Consider the following 26,630-nt stretch of genomic DNA (forward strand, 5'->3'; position numbering starts at 1 on the left):
CCGCCGATGACACAGAGCCTGATCACCGTCGTGCTGTTCGTGGTGCTGCTGTGCGCGATGCCGTTCGCGCTGCGCCGCCTGCAGGCCCGGCGTGGCATCACCGGCGGGATGGTCGCGGGCACGGCGTCGAAGCTGCTGTCCACCGTCGCGGTCGGGCCGCAGCAACGCGTGGTCACGGTCGAGGTCGGCCCGCACGGTGCCAGGACCTGGCTGGTGCTCGGTGTGACCGGCCAGTCCATCAACTGCCTGCACGTGCTGCCGGCCACTCCGGCCGAGGGTGCGATCGATGTCTAGCCGACTTCTTCGGCGGGCCGCGGCGGGCGCTGCCGTCCTGGCGCTTGGCGCCTGGGCGCCCTCGGCGCTGGCGCAGGCCGCAGCCGGCCAGTTGCCGCTGGTGATCGGCTCGGGCGCGGGCGGCACCAGCTACTCCGTGCCGGTGCAGACGCTGCTGTTCTTCACCGCGCTCTCGTTCCTGCCCGCGATCCTGCTGATGATGACCGGCTTCACGCGCATCGTGATCGTGCTGTCGCTGCTGCGTCAGGCGCTCGGCACCCAGTCGGCGCCGCCGAACCAGGTGGTGGTCGGGCTGTCGCTGTTCCTGACCTTCTTCGTGATGGGACCGACCATCGACCGCGTCTACAACGAGGCCTATCTGCCCTACACGCAGAACACCCTCGGCTTCGAGGCGGCGGTCGCCAAGGCCGAGGCGCCGATGCGCGAGTTCATGCTCAAGCAGACGCGCCAGTCCGACTTCGCGCTGTTTGCACGCCTCGCCAAGCTGCCGGCCGCCACCACGGCCGAGAACGCGCCGATGCGGGTGCTGATCCCGGCCTTCGCGACCAGCGAGCTCAAGTCGGCGTTCCAGATCGGCTTCATGATCTTCATCCCGTTCCTGGTGATCGACATCGTGGTGTCGAGCATCCTGATGTCGCTCGGCATGATGATGCTGTCCCCGGTGCTGGTGGCGCTGCCGTTCAAGCTCATGCTGTTCGTTCTGGCCGACGGCTGGAACCTCCTGATCGGCTCGCTGGCCGCGAGCTTCGTCCAGTGAACGCCCAGACCGCCCTCACGATCGGCCAGGAAGCCCTGGTGCTGCTGCTCACGGTGTCGCTGCCGGTGCTGGTCGCGGTGCTCGTGGTCGGCCTGCTGGTCAGCATCTTCCAGGCCATCACGCAGATCCACGAGGCCACGCTGGCCTTCGTGCCCAAGCTGCTGGCCGCGGTGGCGGTCTTTGCGATCGCCGGGCCGTGGATGCTCAACACGCTGGTCGACTACATCCGGCGCACCATCGAGTCGATCCCGCAGATGGTGCTCTAGGGTGCTCACCTTCACCGAGGCCCAGCTGATGGGCTGGATCACGCCGGTGCTCTGGCCCTTCCTCCGGGTGCTGGGGCTGTTCACGACCTCGCCGCTGTTCTCCACCCGCGCCATTCCGGTGCGCGCGCGGATCGGGCTGGCCTTCCTGATCGCGCTGTGCGCCCAGGCCTCGCTGCAGGGGCAGCCGACGGTCGCGCTCGACAGCCCGGCCATGCTGGGTGCCCTGGTGCAGCAGGTCGGCATCGGCATGGCGATCGGCTTCACGGTGCGCCTGGTGTTCACCGCGGTCGAGCTGGCGGGGGAAGTGGTCGGGCTCCAGATGGGCCTCAACTTCGCGTCCTTCTTCGATCCGATGAGCAATGCGCAGACCAGCGCGGTCTCCAAGTTCATGAGCAACATCGCGATGCTGCTGTTCATTGCCATCAACGGCCACCTGACCATCCTGATGGCCGTGATGAAGAGCTTCGATGCCTTCCCGATCGGGGGCAGCCTGATGCAGGCGCTGGCGCGGGCGCGCATCCACGAGCTCGGCGCCGACCTGTTCGCCAGCGCGCTGTGGATCGCGCTGCCGATGATCGCGCTGCTGCTGTTCGCCAACCTGACGCTCGGCGTCATCTCGCGCGTGGCGCCGCAGATGAACATCTTCGCAATCGGCTTTCCGGTCACGCTGGTGGCGGGCCTGGCCGGCATCACGCTCACGCTGCCGATGATGGAGCAGCCGCTCACCATGCTGATGGAACAGATGATGGTCCGTCTCGCCGGCGGGCGCTGAGCGCCGTCGAGGCGGTCCGGCCCGGGCGGTGCGAGTGGATTTCGCCCGTTTTCGTGACTTCGGGCTCAACTTTCTTCACGGACGGTCGATAAAGGAGCAGAGCCCAGCCGCTTTTCCTCTGGAGTCCATCATGACTGTCGCGTGCCCCGAAAGCCCTCCTTCGACTGCCGCCGAATCCCGCAGGCGCGAGCCACCGCCCTGTGCGCGGCGCTTCGTCGTCGATACCAGCCGCAGCGTGGTCGGCTACCAGGGGGTTCCGCGCGCCAGGACCCTGAGCCCGGTCGGCCGTGCCGGACCGGACGGCGGCCGCGGCGGCAGCGCGGAGGGCGAGGCGCTGCTGACGCTGGTGAAGCCGACCTTCGTGCGCTGCACCTGCGAGGAACTCGCGAGCGGTGAACTCGACTGGCTCGATGCCGGGACGACGGTGCTCGAGATCATCCAGTTCGCCGAAGGCGGCTCGGACGGCTCCGCGCTCGACCTCGCGGTGCTCCAGGCGACACGCAGCAAGGGCTACAAGCTGGCCTTCGACGCCCGCCTGCTCGACAAGGCCTACGCCGCCTTCGTGCCGCTGGCCTCCTACCTGATCCTGGACATGGGCGTCATGGAACTGGACCGGGCCGCCGCAGTGGCACGCGCCGTACACGCCCATGCGAAGGCCGTCACCTTCGCCACCCAGGTTCGCACGGCCGCGGAGTTCGACTTCCTGGCGCGCGCCGGCGTCAAGCTCTACGAAGGTCTCTGGTTCACGCAGCCGCCCGCCACGCCCGACCGGTCGGTGCAGCTCGGCTACGCGTCGCTGGTCGACCTCATGAACATGGTGACGCGCGAAGCCGAGGTCGGCGAGATCGAGGACCTGCTCAAGCGCGCACCCACGCTGTCCTTCAAGCTGCTGCGATACCTCAATTCCGCCGGCTTCGGGCGCCACGTCGAGATCACCTCGTTCCGGCACGCGGTGCTGACGGTCGGCATGAAGCGGCTGCTGCGCTGGACCGCGCTGCTGATCGCGGGAACGCCCACCGCCAACATCGCCCCCGCGGTCGGCACCCTGGCGACCGTCCGCGGCCGCATGATGGAACTGCTCGTGGCGGAGGCGCTGTCGCCGGAAGACGCCGATCTCGCCTTCGTGACCGGCATCCTCTCGATGCTCGACGCGCTGCTGGGCATGGCGCTGCCCGATGCGCTCGCGCTGGTGACGGTGCCGAAGTCGGTGGCCGATGCCATCCTGCGCGGCGAGGGCCCGTATGCGCGTTACCTCGCCATCGCCAAGGCCTGCGAGACCGGCGACGAGGCGCCGGTCGACATTCTCTCGAGCCGCTACGGCATTTCCGCCACCCACATGATGGTCACGCACCTGGATGCGCTGGCGTGGACGGAGCAGTGGTGAGCCTTGCGCGCTGCGTGCTTTCGCTTACAACCTGGTGGATTTCGAGACGCGGGGCAGGCGCGCGTCGAGCCATGATCCGGGCATGGAATGGATGCTCGCCTGGTTCGTCTTCGGGTCGCTAGCCGCTCACGAAATCAGCGGGCTCTCCACGAGTCCCGGCGGCGGACCTGTGCTTGCCATCCTCTACGGCGTGGCAGGCCTGGTGGGGCTCGTCATGATGATTCGACGCGCCATCCGGCGCGCGCGCGCGGCCCAGCTCTATCCGTCCTTGGCCATCAGCCTGCTCGGCACGGCGCTGTGCGTCTGGCTGCTGCAGCAGCGCATGGTCCCGCCGGCCTGGGCGGGCAGCTTCTTCGTCGCCGCCGGGCTTCTCGCGCTTTCAAGTTGCGCCATCCTGGGCGGGATCGTCCTCGCGTGGCGCCGGCGCGAGGCCCTTCGCGATCGCCGGAGCCGCGAGCTGCGGGCATCGGAACGGCAGAGGCTGCTCGAGCGAGACGCCTCCAGCCCGCTCCACCAGCTCGTCGCCGAGCTGGAGAACCCGCCGATCGAGGATGAGGCGGATCTTCTTCCGCCGAGGCCGCCGAGGGCGCCGAGAGCGCGAAGGGCGTGAGCCCGTTGCCCGAAGGACAGTGCGCGGTCTCATCGCCTCCGGTCATGTGTGGACGGCGATGCGAGACCTACCTTAGGATTCGGCTGCCGCCCAGGACCCGGTGACCGCCTGGAACGGCGCAACCCTGGAGAGCCACATGCCGCGCCGCCTTGTCCTCTGCCTCGACGGGACCTGGAACACCCAGAGCAGCTTCACCAACGTGTGGCGCATCAACGTCGCGCTGAGTCGCACGGCCGAGCAGGAGGTCTATTACGACCAGGGCGTAGGCACCCGTGCCTTCGAAGGCATTTCCGGCGGCGCACTGGGCAAGGGCCTTTCCGCGACCGTGCTGCGTGCCTACCTCTGGCTCACCGAGAAGTACCGGGACGGCGACCAGATCTTCGTCTTCGGCTTCAGCCGCGGCTCCTACACCGCCCGCAGTCTGGTCGGCTTCCTGAGCGTGTGCGGCATCCTGCGGCCCGATGCACCGATCAACATCGACCAGGCCTTCTCCTACTACCGAAAGCCGGGCGTGACACGGGAGTCGGAAGGTGCGGTCGAGTTCCGGGAGCGCAACTCGCTCGAGTTCGAGCATGGACGCCCGCCCTGCGTTGAACTCCTGGGAGTATTCGACACCGTGGGCGCGCTCGGGATTCCCTACGCCCAGATTCCGCTGTTCGAGGACTACAGATGGCACAAGGTCCACCTCAGCGAGATCGTCAGGCATGCCTATCACGCGCTCGCGATCGACGAGCATCGCGAGCTCTTCGATGCCGCCCTCTGGAGGAATCGATACCCCCACCAGACCGTGGAGCAGCGATGGTTCGTCGGTGCCCACGCCAATGTCGGCGGCGGCTATCTCGAGGACCGGCTCAGCATTCGCCCGCTCGAGTGGATGCAGCAAAGGTCGAAGGCGCTCGGACTCCAGTTCGACTACGACCCCTGCCGGATCCGTGATCGGTCGGCCTTCCTGTCCGAACCGGTGAAGGACTCCTGGGCCGAGTTCCTGAGTGGCGGCTACGCCAAGGTACGCAACGTCAAGAACGCGTTCACTTCACCCCGTTTCTACAGGACGATCGGCTCGCGTGAATTCTGGGAACCCGGCCGGGAGGATTTCGCGATGCCGCGCCGCTTCGACACCTTGCACAAGGCAGGCGAGCGCATCCGGCTGGGCCTCGAGCGCCGAGGATGGGTCGATCCCGCGAAACGGCCGGACCCGGCCGTCGGAGAGGTGCTGGATGGTTCGGTGGACGAGCGCGTTCGCCGAAACCGGCTCTATCGGCCTCCGAACCTGAAGCCTTTCTACGATCAAGCAACCTGGGGTTCCTGATGAGCAACTACGAGACCGATCCATACCGTGGCCGGGCGATCTCTCCGGATGGTCCGCCCGTGGAGCGCGCGCGCGAGCAAGACACCGTCCAGCTGACGGACTTGAGCGCCAGGGCCATCAGCCTCTTCCAGAAGCAGTCCGAGCTCACGGACAAGCTGTGGGCCTATTTCGGCACGTATTCCGGCATGGCGATGCTTGCCGCCCTGGGCGCGCCGATCCTGGCCCAGAACGGCTTGCTGCCTTCGAATTCGACCTTCTACCTGATCACCCTCTTCTCGCTGGCCACGCTGGCCTATTTCGTCTTTGCCTACTCGAATCGCGAATCGCTCAACGTGGCCCAGGAGGCGCTCGGCCGGATGGCCGCGCAAGCCACCGTTGCCTCGGGAATCCCGTTCGCGGTCGTCAAGACGCCCAGGGCGATGGCGTTCCACAAGTGCATCTCGTGGATCATTCTCTGCACGCTGGTCGTCGGCTTCTGGTCGGCCGTGTCCCCGGCGGCGAGAGTGATGGCACTGCAGTCGCCCGCAGCGGGATCGGTGGTGCTGGTGCCGGCAACCGTGGCGATGCCCGCGCCGGCTGCACCTGCCGCGCCGCCGGCACTCGCGCCCGTTCGCTGAAGGCTCGACGGCATCGTCTCCAGGGGCACGAAGGCCGATCCCTGCTAGGACGCCCGTCGGATCAGCCAGCCTGTCGCGGCCGCGCCTGCCAACAGGACGGCGATCGTCGTCAGCGCGCCGCCCGACGGGTGCGCGTCCTTTGCGTCGGCTGCGACGGCAGGGACCGCAGACGCGGCAGGGGCCGACAGATTCACGAAGGGGCTGTATGCGGCCCCGCCCGCTGTGGTGTCGGGTGCTCGATCCGACTCGGCCTCATCGGCGTGCACGACCCCTGCCAATGGCCTGACCTCGGGACGTGCCGCGACCAGCCCGCCGGGCAGTCCGCCCTCGGCCCGGGCCGTCATGGACAGCGTTGCAGCCGAGGCGGCAAGGACCACCGCCGACGGCCAGCGCCACGCCGTGGCACCAGCCATCAGTCGTTGCTCCGGTCGCATTTGCGCGCGTTGACCAGGCAGCGCGCGTAGTCCGCGTCGTGCTTGAGCAGGAACATCGCCCGCGCGACCACGGCGGTGTCCGCGAAATCGCTGAACAGGCCGTCGACGCCGGCTTCATAGAAGGCCAGGTACTCGTTGACCGGATTGCCGCCGAAGTCGCCGGTCAGCCGCTTCTGTTCGCTGCGGAAGGTGTAGGGGTGCACCAGGAGCCCGAGCTTGTGGGCGTTGGCGATGACGTCAGTCGGCGGCAGCAGCACGCGATCGCGGTCGTCCACCACGCCGTCGCCGGTCGCGTCCGCGCAGGCCGTGCCCTGCATCTTCTTGCACTTGCTCGAGATCAGGTAGGGCTTCCACGGTCCGATGCCGTCCGCGTAGCCCTTCACCTCGCGCAGGCCCCGTGGCGTCACCAAGTCGCCGAACTGGCCTTCGCGACCGGAGACCACCCAGTCGTACGGCTTGTCGTAGGGCTTCGTGAAATCGAGCGAGCCGTCCGGATGCACGTCGTTGGCGTCGACCAGCTGGATCAGCCTGACGCTGGTCTTGCTGCGCAGGTAGCGCAGGTTGGCCGTCTCGAACGACTGGATGAAGACCGGCGCATTGCGGTGGTTCCAGCCCGCCGCACCCAGCACGGCCAGCAGGCGATCTTCGAGGGGCAGGCCGATCGCCTGGTGGTAGGTCGGGTGCTTGGTCTCGGGATAGATGCCGATGCGGCGGTCTTCCTCGCGCGACTTGCGCTTGGCCAGATCGATCACCTCGGTCAGCGTCGGGATCGTGAACCTGCCGTTGAAGGACTGGTCGCGCTCGGGGAAGGACTGGACGGCGCGCAGCTGCTTGATCTCGGCCAGAGTGAAGTCGCTGGCGAAGAAGCCTTCCGTGGCCACGCCGTCGAGCATCACGGTGCGCCGGCGATCGGCGAACTTCGGCAGGCTCGCCACGTTGGTGGTGTCGATGAGGTTAGGCTCGTGGCGCGCGATCAGCACGCCGTCCTTGGTCGCCACCAGATCGGGCTCGATGTAGTCGGCGCCCAGCGCGATGCCGAGTGCATAGGCCTCCAGCGTGTGCTCGGGCAGGTAGCCATTGGCACCGCCACGATGCCCGATCACGATCGGCGCGTTGTCGCCGCGTCGTCGCGCCTGTTCCTCGTGGGCCGTGGCGGGGAGGGTCCCGGCCGAGAGGAGGCCGAGCCCGAGGAGGGCCGCGGTGAACTTCTTGAGGTTGGTCATGCGAGATCTCCGTTTGAGGAACGGCGAACACTAGCGCCCGCACATGTCAGGGCGGTGAACGCGCTGGAGCGCGTGGCCAGGTCTGGCACGGCGGGTTTCCAAGTTCTAAGATCGGACCCGTATGCAGAAGATCGGTGTTCTCTTCGTCTCTCGTCGAAACTCGCTGCGCAGCATCCTTGCCGAGGCCTGCCTGAATCACGTGGGCTCTCATCGCTTTCGGGTTTTCTCGTGCGGCCAGCCCGGGCAGATTGCCGGCGCCATTCACCCGGCTGCGCTGGGCGCGCTTCACAGCGCGAGCATCCCCCTGCCGGTCGCGCCCTTGCGCGGCTGGGATGCGTTCACCCGCTCCGGTGCTCCTCGGGTTGATTTCGTAATCACGCTCGACGAGACGGTCGCCCTGGCCGAGCCCCGCTGGCCGGGCCAGCCGGACTCCGCTGTCTGGCCCTTCGAGGATGTGGCCGCCCTCGACGACCCTCAGGCCGCGGCACATGCCGCGATCCAGGTCCTCTATGCGCTGCGGCGGCGCCTCGAATTGCTGGTCAACCTCCCGATGCAGGGCACGGACCGGAGTGCGCTGCGCTCCGACGTGCGCGGCCTGCGCGACATGCACTGACTCGGGCGCTGTGGCGAGGCGCCGCTTGCGCGCCGGGAAGGCCGCGCGGCGCATCGCCGGTTCTGTCACAGAGCGTTGCTAGCATCCGGCGATGAACGATTTCGAGGTCTCGCGCCGACGCCTTCTGTGCGCATCGGGCGTTGCATTGTCGACGCTCGTCGTGCCGCCGCCGGCCTCGGCGGTCCAGCCCCGGGCCTCGCGTGACATCTCGCCCAAGGTGATCCAGCTGCTGGACATGTCCCCTGCCCAGCAGGAGCTCTCGCGCGACTACGCGACCGGCGTTCGATTGGCGTTCGCGGAGCTTCGCAAATCGAATCCGGCCCTGCCTCAGATCATGACGGTCGAAGTCGATGGCTCGGACGCATCGCTGCGCGCCGCCATTCAGGACGTCAAGGCCGATTCGAGCCAGGTTGCGCTGCTGGGTACCGTTGGCGAAGGGCTGGCCCTGGCGTCGATCCGAGAAGCCCAACGGGTCCGACTCGAGATCGCGCACGTGGCGCCATGGCTCGCCGACCCGCGATACGACCGCGATCCGCATCTGGTTGCGCTCTTCGCTTCGCGGGAGGAGCAGATGCGTCAGGTGCTGAAGGGCCTGGCGATGATGGGCGTGGGCGAGCTCGGCGTCGTCTACGCGAGCCCGACGCACGCCGAAGCGCTGCAGGCGGGCACCGCGGCCCTGACGTCACGGCTGGGAGTCAAGGTCCGCTATCTGACGGCGCCCGCCGGCCAGGACCTTGCGGGGTTTGCCGCTCGCCTCAAGCGCACCGATCCCTACTTCCTCGTCTTCATGGGCGGCAGCATCGAACTGGCGCAGTTCACCCAGGGCTTGAGCGCACGCGGCCAGCAGCACTACCTGATCTGCCTGGCCGACGTGGACACCACGACCTTCAAGCAGCTTGCGCCGGGCCGGAGCGTGCCGATCGTCTTCACCCAGGTCGTGCCGAATCCGCACTCCAGCAAGGTGCCGCTCGTGCGGGCCTACCGTGACGCGCTCGAGCGCCTCTTCGACGAGGCGCCATCGCCGATCAGCCTGGCGGGCTACATCGCGGGCCGCTACGCCGGCGCAGTGCTGGCTGGCATCGAACCGGGGGCAGGGCGGTCCAAGGTGCTGGCCGAGTTTCAGCGGCGCAGATCCATGCAGCTGGACGGATGGCGCGTGGACTTCGACGGCGGCGCCCGAGGCGGCAGCTACGTCAGCCAGTTGCTGTTGAATGCGCAAGGCGTCTTCATCGGGTAGAGACGAGCGATGCCTGGCCGGGGAGCCACAGGCGTTTCATGCGCGGCATCTAGAGTCGAGATCCGACTCCACCCATGCCAATGACCTGTCAAGAAACCTCGATTCCGTTCGTCCACCCCGTCTACGTCCGAAGCATCGTCGACTGCCTCAACGGCCGCGGTGTGCCGGCCTCCCAGGTGCTCACGAACGCCGGCCTCGACTGGCAGGACCTCAGTGACGACGGCGCCCTGATCGACTTCTCGGTGTTCCGGCGCTTCGTCATGCACGCGGTGCGCGCCAGCGGAGAGCCTGCACTGGGCGTGCTCTCGGGCGCCATGCTGCAGCCCTATCACAGCCCGCTCGGCATGGCCGCGGTCACCAGTGGCACGCTGGGCCAGGGCCTGTCGTTCCTGAGCCGCCATGCATCGCTGATCTTCCGAGGCATGCATTTCCGGCTCGACGACGACGGCCGCCGGAGCACGCTGCGCATCAGGCCCGTGCGGCCGATCTGCGATACCCATGTGTTCGTCATGCAGTCGATGGTCGGGGCGCACTGCCGCATCCTCGAGGCGATGCTCGGCCGTCCGGCCGACGAACTCGCGGTCGGCCTGCCCTACCCGCGGCCGGCAGGCGTCGACGAGCCTTGCCTGCGCTACGTGCGGTCGGTGGTCTACGACCAGCCCTGCCTGTGGTTCGGGCTGCCGGCCAGCCTGCTCGCAGCGCCGCCGCCATCGGCCGACGCAAAGGCCTTCGCACTCGCGTCGAAGGCCTGCCTCAGGATGGAGTCGGAGCTCGGCCAGGCGGGCTTCGTCGAACGCGTGCGGCAGGTATTGCTCGAGCACCTGCCCAGCAATCCCGACATCCACACGCTGGCGCCGGAACTCGGCGTGTCTTTACGCACGCTGATGCGCCGGCTCGCCGACGCCGAGCTCAGCTTTTCGGGGATCAAGAACGATCTGCGCCGCACGCACGCGGCCTGGTACCTGCGGAACACCCAGATGTCGATCGAGGACATCGCCTTGCAGCTCGGCTACAACGACCACACCAACTTCAGCCGCAAGTTCAAGGACTGGTATCGCGTGCCGCCTAGCAAGATGCGGCAGGCCTTTCGAACTAGCCCGCACTGAAGCCGCGGCCGGCCTCGGGCTGCCGCTGGCCGCGGCCCGCGCCCAGGCGCACCCGGATGCGCGCCACCCCGGCGGGCGCGGGCGGGCGCGTCGGGGCTGCAAGCTGCTGCGGCGCCGTATCGGGAATCGGGTCGTCGTTGCCGATGGTCTCGTTGACGCACGAGAGCATCTCGACGCAGCGTTGACGCAGGTCGAAGCCGCGCTGGGTCAGCAGGACCTTGCGGGTCGTCGCTGCAGCAGCGGCGTGCCCAGCAGAGCCTCGAGCCTCGAGATGCTCCGGCTCACGCTCGACTTGTGGATCTGCAACGCATCGGCCGCCAGCGAGAAGCTGGCGAGCGAACCCACGTAGGCGAATATCCGCAGATCGTTGAGGTCGATGTGCCTGCCCGCGAGGGCACTGGAGCCAGTGGCGTTCTGCATTTGGGAATTCCTTGAAGGGCCGCCCGGCCTCGTGCCGGGCGGCCTTCGGTCGACTGACGATTCGGATCCGGACCGGATCAGAACGAGTGGCGCAGGCCCACGTCCCAGCCGGTCGAGCTCTTCGGCGTCATGGTGCCGGTCAGGGCGGTGGTCGTCGTGTAGAAGGTCGGGCCGCCCAGGGTCAGGTCGGCGCCGTCCTTGTTGCTGATGCGGGCCACGGTGGCGTAGAGCGCGGTGCGCTTGGACAGGTTGTGCACGTAGCCCAGCGCGAACTTGTCGGCCTTGGGGTCGGGGCGGAAGCCGAACAGCTGGTTGATGTAGGCGCCCGTGTTCTTGTAGTCGACGGCCGAGTAGGACATCCGGATCAGGCCGGGGCCGACCGGAATGCTGGCGCCCAGCAGCCAGCCGTTTGCGCCCGGCTCGCGGAAGCTGAACGGGTTGGTCACGCCGGCCACGATGTTGCTCGAGGTGTCCTGCTTGAGGTCGGCCTTGGAGATCTCGCCGAACAGCTTGACGACGCCGAAGTCGTACGAGGCGCCGATGTTCAGCGTGTCGAGGTTGTTGGTCGTGCCGGCGTAGTAGTTCGATGCGATCGTGCTCTTCGCATACGAGAGCGCGACGTCGAACGGCCCGTTTGCCCAGCCGATGCGGCCACCGATGTAGCGGCCTGCACGTTCGTTCAGGCCGGTGCCGAGCAGCGCCGGGTTGGCGACCACCGCAGTGGCGCCGGGCGGCGTCAGCGAACCCGGGTCGCAGCTGGTCTTCTCGTTGAACGCGTACATGAACTGGCCGTAGATGCCGCCCAGGTTCGGCGGCAGGAAGTAGCCGATCGAGTTGCTCGCGCGCTGGTAGGTGCCGTTCGCCGTGAAGCCGCCTTGCGAGATCACGCTGCCGGCGTTGTTGTAGCCGTTGGCGGTCGAGATCAGGTTGGTGCCCACGCCGTTGGTGCCGAAGGGATCGAACACCGAGTCGTTCCAGTAGGTGGGCGTGTAGTCGCGGCCGAGACGGAATTCACCGAAGACGCCGGACAGGCTGACGGTCGAGCGGCGGTTGAAGAGGCCGCTCACCGAAGCGCCCGAGTTCGCGACGTTGCCGCCGGTGGTGCCGTCGTCGTTGTTGAGACCGGCTTCGAGCCAGAAGCTGGCCGACAGGCCGCCGCCGAGGTCCTCGACGCCGCGGAAGCCCAGACGGCTCGAGTTGTAGCCGCCGCTGCGCATCACGGTCTGGCTCTTCGTGACGTCCTGGCCCAGCGCGCCTTCGGACTTGTTCGAGAAGCCGCTGACGGTGGCATCGAGCACGCCGAACAGCGTGACCGACGATTGGGCCGAAGCGAGGCCGGTGGCGGCCAGTGCAGCCAGCGCGACAAGAGATTTTTTCATTGCAGGTTTCTCCAGGATTGAACAGAGGCTCCGGTGCGATGGGCTCAAGGCACCGGGCCGACCTCCTTTCGGGAAGCTGAGTCGATTGCAGCTTCGCGAGATGACCTGGCCGCTGCCCCTATGCAAAGCAGAGCCAAAACTATGCAAGTCAAACCGGCGATTCGAAGACCCGTTGTGGCGTGGAGACAAGCCCCGGTCATGCGCCATGCCTCGCATCGCAATGTGACGAATGATTGCAGCGCCGTCTTTTCAGGCGCCGACCGCTCTGAGAATCCCTTCGACCTAAACAAGGAGACGAAGATGGGCGACCCCGTGACTGACAAGATTCAGTCGAATCCCAAGTACCTCGAACTGCGCCGCAAGCGCAACCGCTATGGTGGCTGGCTCACCGCATTGACGCTGCTGGTGTACTACGGCTACATCGCGCTGATCGCGTTCGACAAGCCCTTCCTGGCCCAGCGAATCGGCGCAGGCGTGACCACCATCGGCATCCCGATCGGTCTCGGCGTGATCGTCTTCACGATCGTGATCACGGCCATCTACATCCGGCGTGCCAACGGCGAGTTCGACTGGCTCACGGCCGAGATCATCCGCGAGGCCACGCGATGAAGGCCCGCCGCATCATCTGCGCCGCCGCGCTGCTGGCCGGCGCGTGCAGCCTCGCCGCAGCGGCCGGTGGCGACGTCGGCCAGGCCGCGAAGCAGCCGACCAACTGGATCGCGATCGCGATGTTCTCCGGCTTCGTCCTGCTGACGCTCTGGATCACAAAGTGGGCCGCCTCGCGGACCAAGTCGGCTTCCGACTTCTATACGGCCGGCGGCGGCATCACGGGCTTCCAGAACGGGCTCGCGATCGCCGGCGACTACATGTCGGCAGCCTCCTTTCTCGGCATCTCGGCCGCCGTGATGGCGACCGGCTACGACGGGCTGATCTATTCGATCGGCTTCCTGGTCGGCTGGCCCATCATCACCTTCCTGATGGCGGAACGGCTTCGCAACCTCGGCAGGTTCACCTTCGCCGACGTCGCCGGCTATCGCTTCCGGCCGGGCCCGATCCGCGCCTTTGCGGCCTCTGGCACGCTGGTGGTGGTGGCCTTCTACCTGATCGCGCAGATGGTCGGCGCCGGCCAGTTGATCAAGCTGCTGTTCGGACTCGACTACTGGATCGCGGTGGTGATCGTCGGCGCACTCATGATGGTCTACGTGCTGTTCGGCGGCATGACCGCCACGACCTGGGTGCAGATCATCAAGGCGGTGCTGCTCCTGGCCGGCGTGAGCTTCATGGCGCTGATGGTGCTTGCTGCCTTCAGCTTCAGTCCCGAGGCGCTGTTCGCCAAGTCGGTCGAGGTGCGCACGCAGATCGCGGCCAACGGCGGCAAGAGTCCGCTCGAGGCGTCCGCCATCGGCCAGAGCATCATGGGGCCGGGCGGCTTCGTGAAGGACCCGATCTCGGCGATCTCCTTCGGCATCGCGCTGATGTTCGGCACTGCAGGGCTGCCGCACATCCTCATGCGCTTCTTTACGGTGCCCGACGCCAAGGAGGCACGCAAGTCGGTGTTCTGGGCCACGACCTGGATCGGCTACTTCTATCTTCTGATCTTCATCATCGGCTTCGGTGCGATCACGCTGGTGCTCACCAATCCCGATTTCGCCGATGTCGCGACAGGCACCATCAAGGGCGGTGGCGGCGCTGCCAACATGGCCGCAGTGCTGGTTGCCAAGGCGGTCGGCGGCAACCTCTTCTATGGCTTCATCTCCGCGGTGGCCTTTGCCACCATCCTTGCGGTGGTGGCGGGCCTGACGCTGTCGGGCGCCTCGGCCGTGTCGCACGACCTCTACGCAACCCTGATCAAGAAGGGCAAGGCCGACAGCCGCGCCGAACTCAAGGTGTCGCGCATCACCACGGTCGCCTTGGGCATCGTGGCGGTGCTGCTGGGCATCGCGTTCGAGAAGCAGAACATCGCCTTCATGGTGTCGCTCGCCTTCGCGGTCGCAGCCTCGGCGAACTTCCCGGTGCTGTTCATGTCGGTGCTGTGGAAGGACTGCACGACGCGCGGCGCGGTCATCGGCGGGCTGCTCGGGCTGGTTTCGTCGGTGGCGCTGACGATCGTCTCGCCTTCGGTGTGGGAAGCGACGATGGGCCATCCCGCGGGCTCGGCCTGGTTCCCTTACGCCTCGCCCGCGCTGTTCTCGATGACGCTGGCCTTCTTCGGCATCTGGCTTTTCTCGATCACCGACCGGAGCAGGCAGGCGCAGCAGGAGCGCACGGCGTTTCCGGCGCAGCAGGTGCGCTCGGAAACGGGGCTGGGCGCTTCGGGGGCCTCGGGGCACTGATGGCGTGGCGCTGCCACTGCGCCGGGCGGACGCGTCGGCCGCCAGGTCATGGCGCGGAGGAGGCAGGGCAGGTTCCCTGCCGCACGCCGGACTCGCCCGGCGCGAAGTAGGCGCCCGGGTTCCGGCAGGAGCGAGAATCGCGTTCGCCTCGTGACAAGGAATGCAGGCCGTCGACGACATCGAGTGCCGTCGGCGGCTGCGGACTGCGCGAGGAGGCTGTCCCTGTTCGATCTCACTTCTCTACCCACCGGGCCGCGGGCGATCTCCGCGCTCGAACTTCAATGCGCCTATGCTCGACGCGATTCGCCATTCGCTGATAACCATTGCGATCATCACGTTGCTCGAGATCGTGGTGATCGTTCGCATCCTCCTGCGGCCGAACCGCGATCCCGCGTCGCGGATTGCTTGGATGGCGGTGGTCGGCGCGCTGCCGCTCTTCGGAATGCTCGCCTATCTGCTGGTCGGCGAGGCCAACATCGGTGGCGCGCGCACCAAGCGGCTGGATGCCGTGTTCGGGCGCATCGGGCAGACGCCGGGCGCCACCGCGGCCGAGGCCGGCAACGGGCTGGCGTCCGTACCGCCGCCCTGGCGGCACCTGTTCGAACTGGGCCGCTCGATCAGCGGCTTCAGCCCGATCGAGGGCAATCGAACGCAGCTGATGGCGGACTCGAACGCCACCATCGACGCCATGGTGGCCGACATGGATGCGGCCGTCGACCATGTCCATCTGCTGTTCTACATCTGGCTGCCCGACAACAACGGGCGCAAGGTGGTCGAGGCCGTGAAGCGCGCCGCGGCGCGCGGCGTGACCTGCCGGGTGATGGTGGACGACCTGGGATCTCGCACCATGGTGCGTTCCGTGCACTGGGCGGCGATGCGCGCGGCCGGGGCGCAGGTGGCGACCGGCCTGCCGATCGGCCATCTGCTGCTGCGGCCCTTCCACGGCCGCATCGACCTGCGCAACCACCGAAAGATCGTGGTGATCGACGACCGCATCACCTATTGCGGCAGCCAGAACTGCGCCGATCCCGAGTTCCTCGTAAAGGCAAAGTTTGCACCCTGGGTCGACGCCGTCGTGCGCCTCGAAGGGCCGGTCGCCCGACAGAACCAGATCCTGTTTGCCAGCGACTGGCTGACCTACGTCGACGCCGACCAGGACGCGCTGGTTGCGCTGCTGGCTCGCCCGTTGCCTGAGGCCCTGCCAGGCGGTGTGACCGCGCAGGTGGTGGGCACCGGCCCGACGGTGCGCTTTTCGGCGATGCCGGAGATGTTCACGACCTTGCTGTTCGCGGCGCGGCGCGACGTGATCATCACCACCCCCTACTTCGTTCCCAACGACGCGCTGCTGAGCGCGCTGTGCACCACGGCCTACCGCGGCATCGACATCACGCTGGTGCTGCCGGCCCGAAACGATTCCTGGGTCGTGGGCGCGGCGAGCCGCAGCTACTACGCGGAACTGCTGGCAGCGGGTGTCAGGATTCTCGAGTACGAGGGCGGCCTCCTGCACACCAAATCGTTCACGCTGGACGGCGAGGTCAGCCTGATCGGCTCGGCCAACATGGACCGGCGCAGCTTCGACCTGAACTACGAGAACAACATCCTGGTCCACGACCCGGCGTTCACGGCAGTCATCCGGGAACGCCAGCGCCAGTACATCGCCCGCACGCACCCGGTGGCTCGAGAGGTGGTCGCGGCCTGGCCGATGTCGAAGCGGCTGTGGAACAACCTGATCGCCACGCTCGGGCCGGTGCTTTGATGGAGGCCGACCCCCATCGGGCCGAGCTGCGATTCGCGGCCTCTACTGCGCCGTCCAGCCCGGCTGAAGGAGCGGCACCGACGCGAGCGCCGGCCCGCCCTTGGGCGATCGGCCGGCGATTCGCGCCACGAGCCTGCCTCGCGGAGGGCGCTTCTCGATCAGGTCCCAGCCGAGCCCGCCCAGCGGCACCTTGACGCGGCCGTCCCACGGCGACTCGACCTGGCCGGTCCTCCGGCCCACGGCCAGGTAGACGAAACGCGCGTCTGGAGGGCCCTGGACGAACGGACCGAGCAGCCGCGGTCGTCCGTCGGCAAGGCTTCCATCCACCGTGACCTCGAACTCGAAGGACAGGGAAGCCGGTGAACTGCGCAGGGGCGCCTGGAGCGTGGCCGCACCGGCCTGACCCCTCTGCAAGGCAAAGGCGAGCCCGGGGACCGGGTCCTCGACGGCGATGCAGATCGGCAGGTGAAAACGTTCAGTCCGCATGGCGCCTTTCCTTTTCTGTTCCGGTCGCACGCAGCCTCGGAGCCAGCGAGAGGCTGCGTTGGCAGGACCTGTTCCTGCCGTCGATCTCGATCGCTGGCCGCTCGGATCGCTCCGCCCGATGGCGCACGACATTCTGACCGATGGCTGCCTCGGCCCGCCATGCACGGGCAGGCGTGGCCAGATGCGCGAGAGCACGCGCGCGACGAGCCCGCTTCTGCCTGATCGCCTCGGCCTCGGGGTTGCAGTCACGGTCCGGCTTCAGGCCGGCCTGTTGCGCTTTCTCGAGCTCCAGCCTGGCTGCGGCAATGGTCTGTCGGAGTTCCTCGCTGGCCTGGCGCCGTGCGAAGGTCGCGGCGTACATGCGCCCGGGATCGCGTCGTCGCGTCCCGCACGTTGCCCAAAAAATATTCAGGCATTCATGAATTGAATTCGATTGCTGCCGCGGGGGTGCCTGGCGTTCAATCTGCTCCATATTCTGTGGAGACATGATTTGAGCATCCAAGCAATCGCAGGCCGCGTCCTGTGCGGCATGAGCCTTGCCCTCGCCACCCTTGCGCCCGCCGCGGCCCAGGACTATCCCAGCAAGCCGATCGTCCTCGTGGTGCCGTTCACCACCGGCGGCGTGCTCGACACCCTGGCGCGCACCATCGGCCAGACCTTGACGCAATCGCTCGGACAGTCCGTCGTCGTCGACAACCGCACCGGGGCGAGCGGCAACATCGGGACCGCCTACTACGCGCGTGCCGCGGCCGACGGCTACACCATCGGAATGGGGACGATCGCGACCCACGGCATCAATCCGAGCCTCTATGGCGAGCGCCTTCCCTACGATCCGATCAAGGACTTCAAGCCGCTCGCGATGGTTGCCACCCAGCGGAACGTGGTGCTCGTCAACCCGGCCCTGCCGATCGCCAATGTCCAGCAGTTGATCGCCCATGCGAAGGCCAATCCCGGCCGACTCGCCTACGGGTCCGCCGGCAACGGGAGCTCCCAGCACATGGCGGGGCAGATGCTGATGCGGCAGGCCGGAATCAAGCTCACTCACGTGCCCTATCGCGGCAGCGGACCGGCCCTGATGGACCTGATCGCCGGAAACATCGACCTCATGTTCGTCGACATGCCTGCGGCGATGCCGCACATCCAGTCGGGCAAGGTGCGCCCGATCGGCGTGACATCGCTCGACCGCTCCAGCGCATTGCCGGACGTCCCCACCGTGGCCGAGCAGGGTGTCCCGGGCTTCGAGGTGACGGCCTGGTTCGGCGTCCTCGCGCCGGCCGCAACGCCGCAGCCGATCGCCGACCGCCTGAGCAGCGAGATCCTGAAGGCCATGGCCCGGCCCGAGGTGATCCAGAAGATGAAGAGCCTGGGTGCCGATCCAGTGGCCGTGCCGCCGGCACAGTTCGGCGAACACATCGCACGCGAGATTGCGCGGTGGACCGCGGTGGTGAACGAGCTGAACGTGAAGCTGGATTGAGGCGCGCGATGATGACCGAAGCCGGGAAGGCCGGCCGCCTGGCCGGGAAGATTGCCTTGATCACCGGTGCCGCTGCAGGGATCGGGCGTGCGAGCGCGGTGCGCTTTGCCGCCGAGGGCGCCGCGGTGGCGCTGGCGGACATCGACGGGCCTCGCGTGCAGCAGCTGGCCGATTCGCTGCGGGAGAGCGGCGCCTCCTGCCTCGCACTGCCGATGGACGTGACGGACGAGGCGAGCGTCGCGGCGGCGTTCGAACGACTGCATGCGGAATACGGACGCCTCGACGTCCTCATGAACAACGCAGGCGGCTCCTCCATGAACGACCGCAATGTCGTCGACATCGAGATCGAGGAGTTCTGGCGCGCTATTCGCGTCGACCTGTTCGGGACCTTCGTCTGCTGCCGCCATGCGATACCGCTGATGCGTCTGGCCGGAGGCGGCTCGATCATCAACATGGGTTCGATCAGCGCACACCGGGGCCTCGTCGGGCGCGATGCCTACACGGCCGCGAAGGGCGGTGTCACCGCGCTGAGCCGCTCGCTGGCCGTGGAGTTTGCGGCCGAGGGCATCCGCAGCAACATCATCGCGCCCGGTGCCGTGTCGAGCGAGCGGATGGAAAGGTTCATCCGGGAGGACGAGCGCGTGCGCAATGCCGTGAGCAGGCACCTGCTCGGCCTGCCCGCGCCGGAGGAAGTGGCAGCCACGGCCGTCTTCCTGGCGAGCGACGAGTCGGCGCACATGACCGGCGCCGTGCTGGCCCTGGACGGAGGCCGCAGCGCCGCAGCGTAGCGCCGGATCTCTCGGAGCCCTGGGGCGACAATGGCGAACCGAATCCCAGGCCCATCCATGAGAAACGTTCCGTCGGTCCAGCAGCTGCGCGCCTTCGTGGCGATCTATCGCACCGGCAAGATCGCGACGGCTGCCAATGAACTTTCGCTGACGCAATCTGCGGTGAGCGTCCTCCTTCGACAGCTCGAGGACAGACTCGGCGCGCGGCTGTTCGACCGCACGGCGCGCGCGCTTCACCGCACGCAGGCAGCCGACGAGCTGATCGCCCGCGCGGATCACGTCCTGTCCGAGCTCGCCGGAATGACGCAGGACATGCGGCAGCTCGCCCAGGTGCAGCGGGGCCTCATTCGGGTCGCGGTGACACCGGTCATCGCACAGGCCCTCATTCCGCCGGTGCTCCAGCGCTTTCAGCAGAGCCATCCGCAGGTGCGCGTGGTGCTCGAGGATGCGGGCCCGGAGATGTTCCTGGCGAACCTGCTGTCCGGCCGAGCCGACTTCGGAATCGGCATCGCCGACGAATCGCATCCGGAACTGGATTCGCGCGTCATCCTGAATGACCAGCTTTTCCTCTTGTGCGCACCGTCCAGCCCGCTGGCATCGTCCAGCGCGCCTTTGCCCTGGCGAGCCCTCGGCGAGGAGCCCATGGTCCTGCTTCGGCCCGGCTACGGTTTGCGCCGCAAGATCGACCAGGCAGTCCTGCGCGCAGGGGTTCAACTCACCGTGGTGCATGAGGTGACGCTCTACACCACCGCCATCGCGCTGACTGCGAAGGGCCTGGGGTCCACCATGGTGCCGGCGTCGACCGTCGCGGAGCTTGTTCGGGTTCACGGGCTCGTTGCGCGCAAGCTGACGGCGCCCGTGGTGTGGCGCCCCATCAGCGTCATCATGCGGAAGGGGCATCAGTTGCCTCCGGCCGGCGAGCTGTTCGTGGCTGCCTTCACCTGAGCAAAGGCGGCCCCCGCGTCGCGAGCGGCCCGTTGCTCAGCCCGCCTGCCCCTGGCCGGCGACCTGCTTCAATGTTGCAACGAACTTCTCCGCCGCTGGTGACAGCGAACGCGCACGCTGAAAATGCGCGCCGATCACGCGCTCGACGGTCGGCCGTGTCAATCGCCGAGTGACCAGCTTCGTCTCGCGCGCCACGATCGAAGGAGGGACCACCACCACGCCGAGGCCGTTGGCCGCCAGCGCGACCGCCGTGGCGAGCAGAGACACCTCGTGCGCGATCCGCAGTTCCACGCCGGCATCGCGCGCAGCGGCTTCGATGCGCCTTCGAATGCCGTAGCCCGAGCGGACCGTGATGATCGGGAAGGCGCTCAGCTGCTTCCATGTCATGGAGACGCCCCCCGGGAAGGTACTGGAGGGCAGTGATGCGGCCACCAGCGACTCGCAGATCAGGACTTCCTCTCGCAGGCCGGTCACCGGGGCCTCGAGCGTGCCGATGCCGAAGTCCACATGGTTGGCCTGGACGGCACCGATGTAGTCTGCCGGCCCGACTTCCTCGATCTCGAGGCTGACGCCCGGATGCCGTTCGAGGAACTTGCGCATCGCCGGGGGCAGCATGGCCTGTGCGACGGCGGCGGTCGCGACCACGCGAACGCGGCCCGCATGCAGCCCGGCCAGCTCGCTCATGGAACTCGACAGCCCTTCCATCTCCGCCAGTGCGCGCTCGGCATAGGCTATGGCGCGGACCGCGGCATCGGTGCGATGAACGGCACGCGTGCGACGGTCGAAAAGGCTCACGCCGAGCCTCGTCTCCAGTTCGCGCACGAGCATGGTCACCGCCGGCTGGGTCAGCGACAGCTCCTGTGCGGCCGCGGAAATGCTGCCGCTGTGGAACACCGCCACGAAGGCGCGCAGCTGACGGACGGAGGGCAGGGCCGAAAGGGGTCGGGGTTGAATCGCCATGGGAGGACGCATTCTCGATGACGGAGCCTTTGCGAGGTCGATGCCAGTGCCCTTGCGACGCTACAGTTACGGCAAGGCCGGCAGCCGATCGCTCTCGCCATCGCCTGGTCGTTCGTCCATCGTTGCCCTTGAACTATCGGTATCCCGCCGGAGAGCTTCGCGGCAGCAGGATGTCGCGATCGAGCGAGCGAACGTCGGTGCGGCCGCAGAGTGCCATCGTCAGGTCGAGCTCGGAAGCGATGAGCTCCAGGCACTTGCGCACGCCGGCTTGCCCGCCCGCGCCGAGGCCGTAGAGGAAGGGGCGGCCGATCATCGTGGCCGATGCGCCGAGGGCCAATGCCTTCAGCACATCCTGGCCGGTGCGTACGCCGCCATCGAGCCACACATCCATGCGGCCCGCCACGGCGTCGACGATCGCGGGCAGCGATTCGATGGTGCTCGCGGCGCCGTCCAGCTGCCTGCCGCCATGGTTGCTCACCACCAGCGCATCGGCGCCCGACGAGACGGCGTGGCGTGCATCCTCGGCATCGAGCACACCCTTGAGGATCAGCTTGCCGCCCCAGCGCTTCTTCACCCACTCGACGTCCTGCCACGAGAGTGCGGGGTCGAACTGCTTCGATGCCCAGGTCGACAGCGTCGAGATGTCGTCCACGCCCTTCGCGTGGCCGACGATGTTGCCGAAGGTGCGTCGTGGCGTTCGCAGCATGCCGGCACACCAGCGTGGCTTGGTCGCGAGATTGAGCAGGTTGGCGAAGGTCGGCTTCGGGGGCGTGGTCAGTCCGTTCTTTCGGTCCTTGTGCCGCTGCCCGGGTACCTGCAGATCCAGCGTCAACATGAGGGCCGAGCAGTTCGCAAGTCGGGCGCGGTCGATCAGCGACTCGATAAAGCTGCGGTCGCGCATCATGTAGAGCTGGAACCAGAAGGGCTTTCCGACGTGGGTTGCAACGTCCTCGATGGAGCAGATGCTCATGGTCGAGAGCGTGAACGGCACGCCGAATTCCTCGGCTGCCATGGCGGCCAGTATTTCCCCGTCGGCATGCACCATGCCGGTGTTCCCGGTAGGTGCGAGCGCGACGGGCATCGCCACGGCCTCGCCAAGCATCGTGGTCTGCAGCGATCGGTTTTCCAGGTTCACCGCCACCCGTTGCCGGAGCCGGATACGGGCGAAGTCCGCTTCGTTGGCGAAGTAGGTGCTCTCGGTCCACGAACCGCCGTCCACGTAGTCGTAGAACATGCGCGGCACGCGGCGGCGTGCCAGGGTCCGCAGGTCCTCGACACAGGTGATGGCCTGGGGCATCTCTGCCTACTTCTGCGTTTGCTTGGGCAGGGTCGCGATGACGGTCGACCAGCGCTTCGACTCCGCGTCGATGAAGGTCGCGAACGGCTTGGGGCCGAGGTAGGCCGGCTCGGCCGAGAGGTTCAGGATCTGCGCCTGCACCTCCGGCTTCTCCAGCACGGTCTGTATGCCCTTGGCGAGCTTCTCGCTCACGTCCGAAGGCAGTCCCTTGGGCGCGAACATACCCATCCAGGCCGGGGCGGAATAGCCCGGGACCGTCTCGGCGATGCTCGGAATCTCCGGCGCGAGCTTGGAGCGGTTGGGACTGGTGACGCCGAGCGCCTTCGCGGTGCCCGCCTTCAGGTGGCCTGCAACCGACGTGAGGTCCACGATCGCAACCGGCACCTGGCCGCCGATCACGTCGTTGACTGCGGGCGCGCTGCCTCGGTAGGGGACGGCCGGCAGCATCGCCTTGGTGGTGCTGGCCAGCAGTTCGGCCGAAAGATGGTGTGCCGTGTACTGGCCGGAGTTGCCGGTCGGCACCTCGGTCGTCTTTGCCGCGGTCAGCAGGGATTGAAGGTTGCCATAGCCCGAGTTCGCGCCGGCGACGAGCACCAGCGGAATGTCGGCGATCTTGGCCAGCGGCTGCAGCTGCTTCTCGGGGTTCAGAGGCGGCGCGTCGGGGAGGTGGGGCCCGATCACGATCGCGCCGGTCGCGCCCATGCCGATGGTGTAGCCGTCCGGATTCGCCTTGGCGACCAGGAGCAGCCCCGTCGCGCCACCGGCGCCGGGCTTGTTGTCGACGACGACGGGCTGGCCGAGCACCTGGCCGAGTTCACGGGCAACGATGCGCGCGATGCCGTCGGCCGACCCTCCCGCAGCGAAGGGCGCGACGATCGTCACGGGCTTGGAAGGAAAGGCCTGTGCGTGGGCACCGAGGGCGGCCATGGCGAAGCCGAGGCCGCACAGGAAGTTTCGGGCAAGGGTTGGGTACACGGTTGTCTCCGTCGTTTGATTGGAAGTGGGGATGAAAGGCTCGAGTCAGAGGGCGATGCCGGCGCGCCGCAGCATCGTCTCGAAGATCACGCGATGCACTTCGCCTTTGCCGGCGACACGCGTTTCCGGAACGGTGCGAAGGATCGATTCGGGGATCGTGCGGTTGGGGCCGCTGCCGGCGTCCGCCGCGAGCTGAATCTCGCAGGCGCGCTGCAGCACCCACAGCCGGTTGAACGCTGTCGGAATGTCCGGCCCCACGACCAGCAGGCCATGATTGCGCAGGATCAGGTGGTTGCGCTTGCCGAGCGAGGCCACCAGGCGTGGCTGCTCGTCCAGATTGGTCGTCACGCCCTCGTAGTCGTGGTAGGCCACGTCGTCGTACAGCATGGCGCTGTAGAAGTTGTCGTGGCGCAGGCCCGATTCCTTGGAGGCCACCGCGCAGCCCGCCGTGGTGTGCACGTGCATGATGCAGTGCGCATCGTCGCGCGCCGCGTGGACCGCGCTGTGAATGACGAAGCCCGCGCGATTCACCTGGCCTGTGCTGCCGGCGCGCGGTGTGCCGTCGATGTCGATCCGCACGAGGTTGTCCGGCGTGACTTCGGCATAGTGCAGCCCGAATGGGTTGATGAGGTATTCGGGCTTCTCGCCGGCCGGCGTGGGCACGCGGACCGTGATGTGGTTGAAGATCAGCTCCGTCCATCCGAGCCAGTCGAACAGGCGGTAGCAGGCGGCCAGGTCCCTGCGCATCTTTGCTTCTGATTCCATCGTGGTCCTTGGTTATCGTTGCTGGAGTCCGCCGAGGCAGACGTACTTGGTGTCCATGTACTCGTCGAGGCCATGGCGGGAGCCCTCGCGCCCCATGCCCGACTGCTTGACGCCCCCGAACGGCGCCACGGCAGTGCTGATCAGGCCTGTGTTCACGCCGACCATGCCGGCCTCGATCGCGTCCGCCACGCGCCATACGCGCGCCAGGTCGCGGGAGAAGAAATAGGAGGCCAGGCCGAACTCGCTGCTGTTGGCGATGGCGATCGCGTCCGCCTCGGTCTCGAAGCGGACGAGTGGCGCCACGGGGCCGAAGATCTCCTCGTTGACCGCTCGCGCGCCGGGCGCCACGTGCGTCAGCACCGTGGGCTCGTAGAAGGTGCCGCCGAGCGAATGGCGTCGGCCCCCGACGGCCACCTTCGCGCCCGAGCCGACGGCTTCGGCCACGAGTTCCTCCACCTTCGCGAGCGACGGCAGATCGATGAGCGGCCCTTGCTGCACGCCGGCATCCACGCCGTTGCCCACCCGGAGTTTCGAGACTGCGGCGGCCAGCATGTCGGCGAAGCGATCGTAGACGCCCGACTGCACCAGGAAGCGGTTTGCACAGACGCAGGTCTGGCCGCTGTTGCGGTACTTGGAGGCGATCGCGCCCTCGACCGCTGCTTCGAGATCGGCATCGTCGAAGACGATGAATGGCGCATTGCCACCGAGTTCGAGCGACAGTCGCTTGAGCGTCGGCGCGCATTGCGCGGCGAGCGTGCGACCGACTTCGGTGGAACCTGTGAAGCTCAGCTTGCGCACCAGCGGGCTGCCGGTGAGCACGCCGCCGATCTCTGCCGCACTGCCTGTGACGACGCTCAGCACGCCTGCGGGAACGCCGGCACGCGAAGCCAGCTCGGCCAGGGCGAGCGCCGACAGCGGCGTCTGCGATGCAGGCTTGACGATCATGGTGCAGCCGGCGGCAAGCGCGGGCGCGACCTTGCGGGTGATCATCGCGGCCGGGAAGTTCCATGGCGTGACCGCAGCGCACACGCCGACCGGTTCCTTCCGTACCACGATCTCGCGGTCGGCCCAGGGCGATGGAACCAGGTCGCCGTAGCTGCGGCGACCTTCCTCGGCAAACCACTCAACATAGGCGGCGGCGTAGGCGATCTCTCCCTTGGCCTCGGCAAGCGGCTTGCCCTGCTCCAGGGTCATGATGAGCGCAAGGTCGTCCTGATGCTCGTTCATCAGGTCGAACCAGCGGCGCAGGATGCGCCCGCGGAATTCGGCCGTCGTGGCACGCCAGGGCTTGAAGGCACGGTCGGCCGCCTCGATGGCGCGGCGGGTCTCGGCCGCGCCGGCCTTGGGCACGGTGCCGACTTCCTCGCCCGTGGCCGGATTGCGCACGCTGATGGTGAGGCCGCTGTCGGCCTGGCACCACTCGCCTGCGATGTAGAGTGCCGATCGCAGCAGGGTAGGGTCTTGGAGTTGGTTCATCGTCGGGATTCCTCAGGCAAGGCTGAACTGGAAACGGCCCAGTGGCCCGTAGTCGGCATCGAACACATCGCCCTGGCGGGCAGCGACCGGTCGCGTGAACGAGCCTGCAAGGACGATGTCGCCCGGCTCCAGGCATTCGCCCCAGGGCGCGAGCTTCATCGCGAGCCAGGCCACGCCGATGGCCGGGTTGCCCTGCACGCCGGCTGCGAGTCCGGTTTCCTCGACGACGCCGTTCTGTCGCAGGATCGCCCCGCACCACGGCAGGTCGAGCTCGCGCGGATGCATCCTGCGGCCGCCGAGCACGATCCCGGCATTGGCTGCGTTGTCGCTGATCGTGTCGAACACCTTGCGCATCGCCTTCGTATGGCGGTCGAACTGCTCGATGCGCGAATCGATGATCTCGATCGCCGGCGTCACGTACTCGGTCGCATCGATCACGTCCTGCGTGGAGATCTGCGTACCCTCGAGCTTCCTCTTCAGGATGAACGCCAGCTCGACCTCGACCCTCGGGGCGATGAAGCGCGAGAACGGAATGTCGCCCGGCTCGAACAGCATGTCGTCGAGCAGCGTGCCGTAGTCGGGTTCGTCGATCTGGCTGGCCATCTGCATCGCGCGCGAGGTCAGGCCGATCTTGTGGCCGATGCGCCTGCGGCCCTCGGCCAGCTTCATGCCGACCCAGGCGCGGGAGATGGCGTAGCCGTCCTCGATGGTCATGCCGGGAAATCGCCTGGAGAAATGCTCGACCTGTACGCGGCTCTTCTCGCTCTCATCGAGTTCCCGTGCAAGGCGGTCGATCTGTTCGGATGTGAATGTCATGGGATTCGTTCGTGGGGTCGTGCAGAAGCTCAGAGCCGCGACACGCTCTGGAAGCCCTCGGCGCTGGAAGCCTGGGCCTTGGGGATGGCGCGGCCGTCCTGCGGCGTGACCGGGAACACGGCGTTGATCTGGCCCGTG

The 26,630-nt window shown here is 67.4% G+C and carries 30 protein-coding genes; 17 read left to right on the plus strand and 13 right to left on the minus strand.

What is annotated here, in order from left to right; genetic code table 11:
- Nucleotides 1-6: 6 nt before the first annotated feature.
- From QTH87_RS20190 to QTH87_RS20225, 8 genes are all read left to right on the plus strand, one after another.
- A complete protein-coding gene (locus QTH87_RS20190) occupies nucleotides 7-294 on the plus strand; it encodes a FliO/MopB family protein (protein ID WP_286611788.1) in 288 nt (95 codons plus the stop codon).
- Nucleotides 287-1,051: a flagellar type III secretion system pore protein FliP gene (fliP, locus tag QTH87_RS20195; RefSeq protein WP_286611789.1), complete on the plus strand. Its 765-nt coding sequence runs from the start codon at nucleotides 287-289 to the stop codon at nucleotides 1,049-1,051. Before QTH87_RS20190 ends, fliP begins: the two co-directional genes overlap by 8 nt.
- A complete protein-coding gene (gene fliQ / locus QTH87_RS20200) occupies nucleotides 1,048-1,317 on the plus strand; it encodes a flagellar biosynthesis protein FliQ (RefSeq protein ID WP_286611790.1) in 270 nt (89 codons plus the stop codon). Before fliP ends, fliQ begins: the two co-directional genes overlap by 4 nt.
- A 1-nt stretch (nucleotide 1,318) precedes the next feature.
- Nucleotides 1,319-2,089, plus strand: coding sequence for a flagellar biosynthetic protein FliR (gene fliR / locus QTH87_RS20205; RefSeq protein WP_286611791.1), 771 nt, complete (start codon nucleotides 1,319-1,321; stop codon nucleotides 2,087-2,089).
- Nucleotides 2,090-2,219: 130 nt separating this feature from the next.
- A complete protein-coding gene (locus QTH87_RS20210) occupies nucleotides 2,220-3,473 on the plus strand; it encodes an EAL and HDOD domain-containing protein (protein WP_286611792.1) in 1,254 nt (417 codons plus the stop codon).
- Nucleotides 3,474-3,555: 82 nt separating this feature from the next.
- The gene (locus tag QTH87_RS20215; RefSeq protein ID WP_286611794.1) at nucleotides 3,556-4,083 is read left to right on the plus strand and encodes a hypothetical protein; all 528 of its coding nucleotides are present in this window, start codon (nucleotides 3,556-3,558) and stop codon (nucleotides 4,081-4,083) included.
- A gap of 136 nt (nucleotides 4,084-4,219) precedes the next feature.
- Entirely contained in the window at nucleotides 4,220-5,392 is a 1,173-nt protein-coding gene (locus QTH87_RS20220; RefSeq protein WP_286611795.1) for a T6SS phospholipase effector Tle1-like catalytic domain-containing protein, read from the plus strand.
- On the plus strand, nucleotides 5,392-6,009 hold the full coding sequence (locus tag QTH87_RS20225) for a hypothetical protein (protein WP_286611797.1): 618 nt from the start codon (nucleotides 5,392-5,394) through the stop codon (nucleotides 6,007-6,009). Before QTH87_RS20220 ends, QTH87_RS20225 begins: the two co-directional genes overlap by 1 nt.
- Before the next feature lie 44 nt (nucleotides 6,010-6,053).
- On the opposite strand, the gene QTH87_RS20230 is transcribed toward QTH87_RS20225, so the two are convergent.
- Nucleotides 6,054-6,422 (minus strand): hypothetical protein, encoded by a 369-nt coding sequence (locus QTH87_RS20230; RefSeq protein ID WP_286611799.1) that lies wholly within the window; start codon nucleotides 6,420-6,422, stop codon nucleotides 6,054-6,056.
- A complete protein-coding gene (locus QTH87_RS20235) occupies nucleotides 6,422-7,666 on the minus strand; it encodes a glycerophosphodiester phosphodiesterase (protein ID WP_286611801.1) in 1,245 nt (414 codons plus the stop codon). The genes QTH87_RS20230 and QTH87_RS20235 overlap by 1 nt, the downstream gene beginning before the upstream one ends.
- A gap of 121 nt (nucleotides 7,667-7,787) precedes the next feature.
- Between QTH87_RS20235 and QTH87_RS20240 the strand changes: the two genes are divergently transcribed.
- From QTH87_RS20240 to QTH87_RS20250, 3 genes are all read left to right on the plus strand, one after another.
- Complete coding sequence (locus tag QTH87_RS20240; protein WP_286611802.1) at nucleotides 7,788-8,279, plus strand: arsenate reductase/protein-tyrosine-phosphatase family protein; 492 nt, start codon at nucleotides 7,788-7,790, stop codon at nucleotides 8,277-8,279.
- A 217-nt stretch (nucleotides 8,280-8,496) separates the two neighbouring features.
- Nucleotides 8,497-9,516: an ABC transporter substrate-binding protein gene (locus tag QTH87_RS20245; RefSeq protein WP_286611803.1), complete on the plus strand. Its 1,020-nt coding sequence runs from the start codon at nucleotides 8,497-8,499 to the stop codon at nucleotides 9,514-9,516.
- A gap of 80 nt (nucleotides 9,517-9,596) precedes the next feature.
- Nucleotides 9,597-10,622 (plus strand): AraC family transcriptional regulator, encoded by a 1,026-nt coding sequence (locus tag QTH87_RS20250; protein ID WP_286611804.1) that lies wholly within the window; start codon nucleotides 9,597-9,599, stop codon nucleotides 10,620-10,622.
- Here the strand turns inward: QTH87_RS20250 and QTH87_RS20255 are convergent.
- The 3 genes from QTH87_RS20255 to QTH87_RS20265 all read right to left on the minus strand — a co-directional run bounded on the left by QTH87_RS20255 (nucleotide 10,609) and on the right by QTH87_RS20265 (nucleotide 12,421).
- On the minus strand, nucleotides 10,609-10,791 hold the full coding sequence (locus QTH87_RS20255) for a hypothetical protein (protein ID WP_286611806.1): 183 nt from the start codon (nucleotides 10,789-10,791) through the stop codon (nucleotides 10,609-10,611). The two genes, QTH87_RS20250 and QTH87_RS20255, sit on opposite strands and share 14 nt — an antisense overlap.
- Before the next feature lie 38 nt (nucleotides 10,792-10,829).
- Nucleotides 10,830-11,042 carry a helix-turn-helix domain-containing protein gene (locus tag QTH87_RS20260; RefSeq protein ID WP_286611808.1) on the minus strand — a complete coding sequence of 71 codons (213 nt, stop codon included), beginning with the start codon at nucleotides 11,040-11,042 and terminating at the stop codon, nucleotides 10,830-10,832.
- 77 nt (nucleotides 11,043-11,119) lie between these two features.
- Nucleotides 11,120-12,421, minus strand: coding sequence for a porin (locus QTH87_RS20265; protein ID WP_286611810.1), 1,302 nt, complete (start codon nucleotides 12,419-12,421; stop codon nucleotides 11,120-11,122).
- Between the two features lie 300 nt (nucleotides 12,422-12,721).
- Here QTH87_RS20265 and QTH87_RS20270 point away from each other — a divergent pair, with 300 nt between their 5' ends.
- The 3 genes from QTH87_RS20270 to cls all read left to right on the plus strand — a co-directional run bounded on the left by QTH87_RS20270 (nucleotide 12,722) and on the right by cls (nucleotide 16,510).
- On the plus strand, nucleotides 12,722-13,030 hold the full coding sequence (locus QTH87_RS20270) for a DUF485 domain-containing protein (protein WP_286611812.1): 309 nt from the start codon (nucleotides 12,722-12,724) through the stop codon (nucleotides 13,028-13,030).
- Nucleotides 13,027-14,754 (plus strand): cation acetate symporter, encoded by a 1,728-nt coding sequence (locus QTH87_RS20275; protein WP_286611813.1) that lies wholly within the window; start codon nucleotides 13,027-13,029, stop codon nucleotides 14,752-14,754. Before QTH87_RS20270 ends, QTH87_RS20275 begins: the two co-directional genes overlap by 4 nt.
- A 289-nt stretch (nucleotides 14,755-15,043) precedes the next feature.
- Nucleotides 15,044-16,510, plus strand: a complete 1,467-nt coding sequence (cls, locus tag QTH87_RS20280; RefSeq protein ID WP_286611815.1) for a cardiolipin synthase — start codon at nucleotides 15,044-15,046, stop codon at nucleotides 16,508-16,510.
- A 42-nt stretch (nucleotides 16,511-16,552) separates the two neighbouring features.
- Here cls and QTH87_RS20285 read toward each other — a convergent pair whose 3' ends face one another.
- Both QTH87_RS20285 and QTH87_RS20290 read right to left on the minus strand, forming a co-directional pair.
- Nucleotides 16,553-16,996, minus strand: coding sequence for a DUF5990 family protein (locus QTH87_RS20285; protein ID WP_286611816.1), 444 nt, complete (start codon nucleotides 16,994-16,996; stop codon nucleotides 16,553-16,555).
- The gene (locus QTH87_RS20290) at nucleotides 16,986-17,357 is read right to left on the minus strand and encodes a hypothetical protein (RefSeq protein WP_286611817.1); all 372 of its coding nucleotides are present in this window, start codon (nucleotides 17,355-17,357) and stop codon (nucleotides 16,986-16,988) included. Before QTH87_RS20290 ends, QTH87_RS20285 begins: the two co-directional genes overlap by 11 nt.
- Before the next feature lie 168 nt (nucleotides 17,358-17,525).
- On the opposite strand from QTH87_RS20290, the gene QTH87_RS20295 reads away from it, so the two are divergent.
- The 3 genes from QTH87_RS20295 to QTH87_RS20305 are packed head-to-tail and all read left to right on the plus strand — an operon-like array spanning nucleotide 17,526 to nucleotide 20,203.
- Nucleotides 17,526-18,470 carry a Bug family tripartite tricarboxylate transporter substrate binding protein gene (locus tag QTH87_RS20295; protein ID WP_444812823.1) on the plus strand — a complete coding sequence of 315 codons (945 nt, stop codon included), beginning with the start codon at nucleotides 17,526-17,528 and terminating at the stop codon, nucleotides 18,468-18,470.
- A gap of 8 nt (nucleotides 18,471-18,478) precedes the next feature.
- Nucleotides 18,479-19,258 (plus strand): SDR family NAD(P)-dependent oxidoreductase, encoded by a 780-nt coding sequence (locus tag QTH87_RS20300; RefSeq protein ID WP_286611819.1) that lies wholly within the window; start codon nucleotides 18,479-18,481, stop codon nucleotides 19,256-19,258.
- A 57-nt stretch (nucleotides 19,259-19,315) separates the two neighbouring features.
- On the plus strand, nucleotides 19,316-20,203 hold the full coding sequence (locus QTH87_RS20305) for a LysR family transcriptional regulator (RefSeq protein ID WP_286611820.1): 888 nt from the start codon (nucleotides 19,316-19,318) through the stop codon (nucleotides 20,201-20,203).
- A gap of 36 nt (nucleotides 20,204-20,239) precedes the next feature.
- Here the strand turns inward: QTH87_RS20305 and QTH87_RS20310 are convergent, their stop codons facing one another.
- The 6 genes from QTH87_RS20310 to hpaH form a co-directional block, all read right to left on the minus strand.
- A complete protein-coding gene (locus QTH87_RS20310; RefSeq protein WP_286611821.1) occupies nucleotides 20,240-21,163 on the minus strand; it encodes a LysR family transcriptional regulator in 924 nt (307 codons plus the stop codon).
- 133 nt (nucleotides 21,164-21,296) lie between these two features.
- Entirely contained in the window at nucleotides 21,297-22,460 is a 1,164-nt protein-coding gene (locus QTH87_RS20315) for an alpha-hydroxy acid oxidase (protein WP_286611823.1), read from the minus strand.
- A gap of 6 nt (nucleotides 22,461-22,466) precedes the next feature.
- The gene (locus QTH87_RS20320) at nucleotides 22,467-23,435 is read right to left on the minus strand and encodes a Bug family tripartite tricarboxylate transporter substrate binding protein (RefSeq protein WP_286611824.1); all 969 of its coding nucleotides are present in this window, start codon (nucleotides 23,433-23,435) and stop codon (nucleotides 22,467-22,469) included.
- A 45-nt stretch (nucleotides 23,436-23,480) separates the two neighbouring features.
- The gene (locus QTH87_RS20325; RefSeq protein ID WP_286611825.1) at nucleotides 23,481-24,200 is read right to left on the minus strand and encodes a class II aldolase/adducin family protein; all 720 of its coding nucleotides are present in this window, start codon (nucleotides 24,198-24,200) and stop codon (nucleotides 23,481-23,483) included.
- Nucleotides 24,201-24,212: 12 nt separating this feature from the next.
- Entirely contained in the window at nucleotides 24,213-25,676 is a 1,464-nt protein-coding gene (locus tag QTH87_RS20330; RefSeq protein ID WP_286611826.1) for an NAD-dependent succinate-semialdehyde dehydrogenase, read from the minus strand.
- Between the two features lie 12 nt (nucleotides 25,677-25,688).
- Nucleotides 25,689-26,492: a 2-oxo-hept-4-ene-1,7-dioate hydratase gene (gene hpaH, locus QTH87_RS20335; RefSeq protein ID WP_286611827.1), complete on the minus strand. Its 804-nt coding sequence runs from the start codon at nucleotides 26,490-26,492 to the stop codon at nucleotides 25,689-25,691.
- Nucleotides 26,493-26,630: the final 138 nt, after the last annotated feature.

Origin of the sequence: Variovorax jilinensis, from assembly GCF_030316885.1 — a bacterium.
Classification (GTDB): Bacteria; Pseudomonadota; Gammaproteobacteria; order Burkholderiales; family Burkholderiaceae_C; genus Variovorax; species Variovorax jilinensis.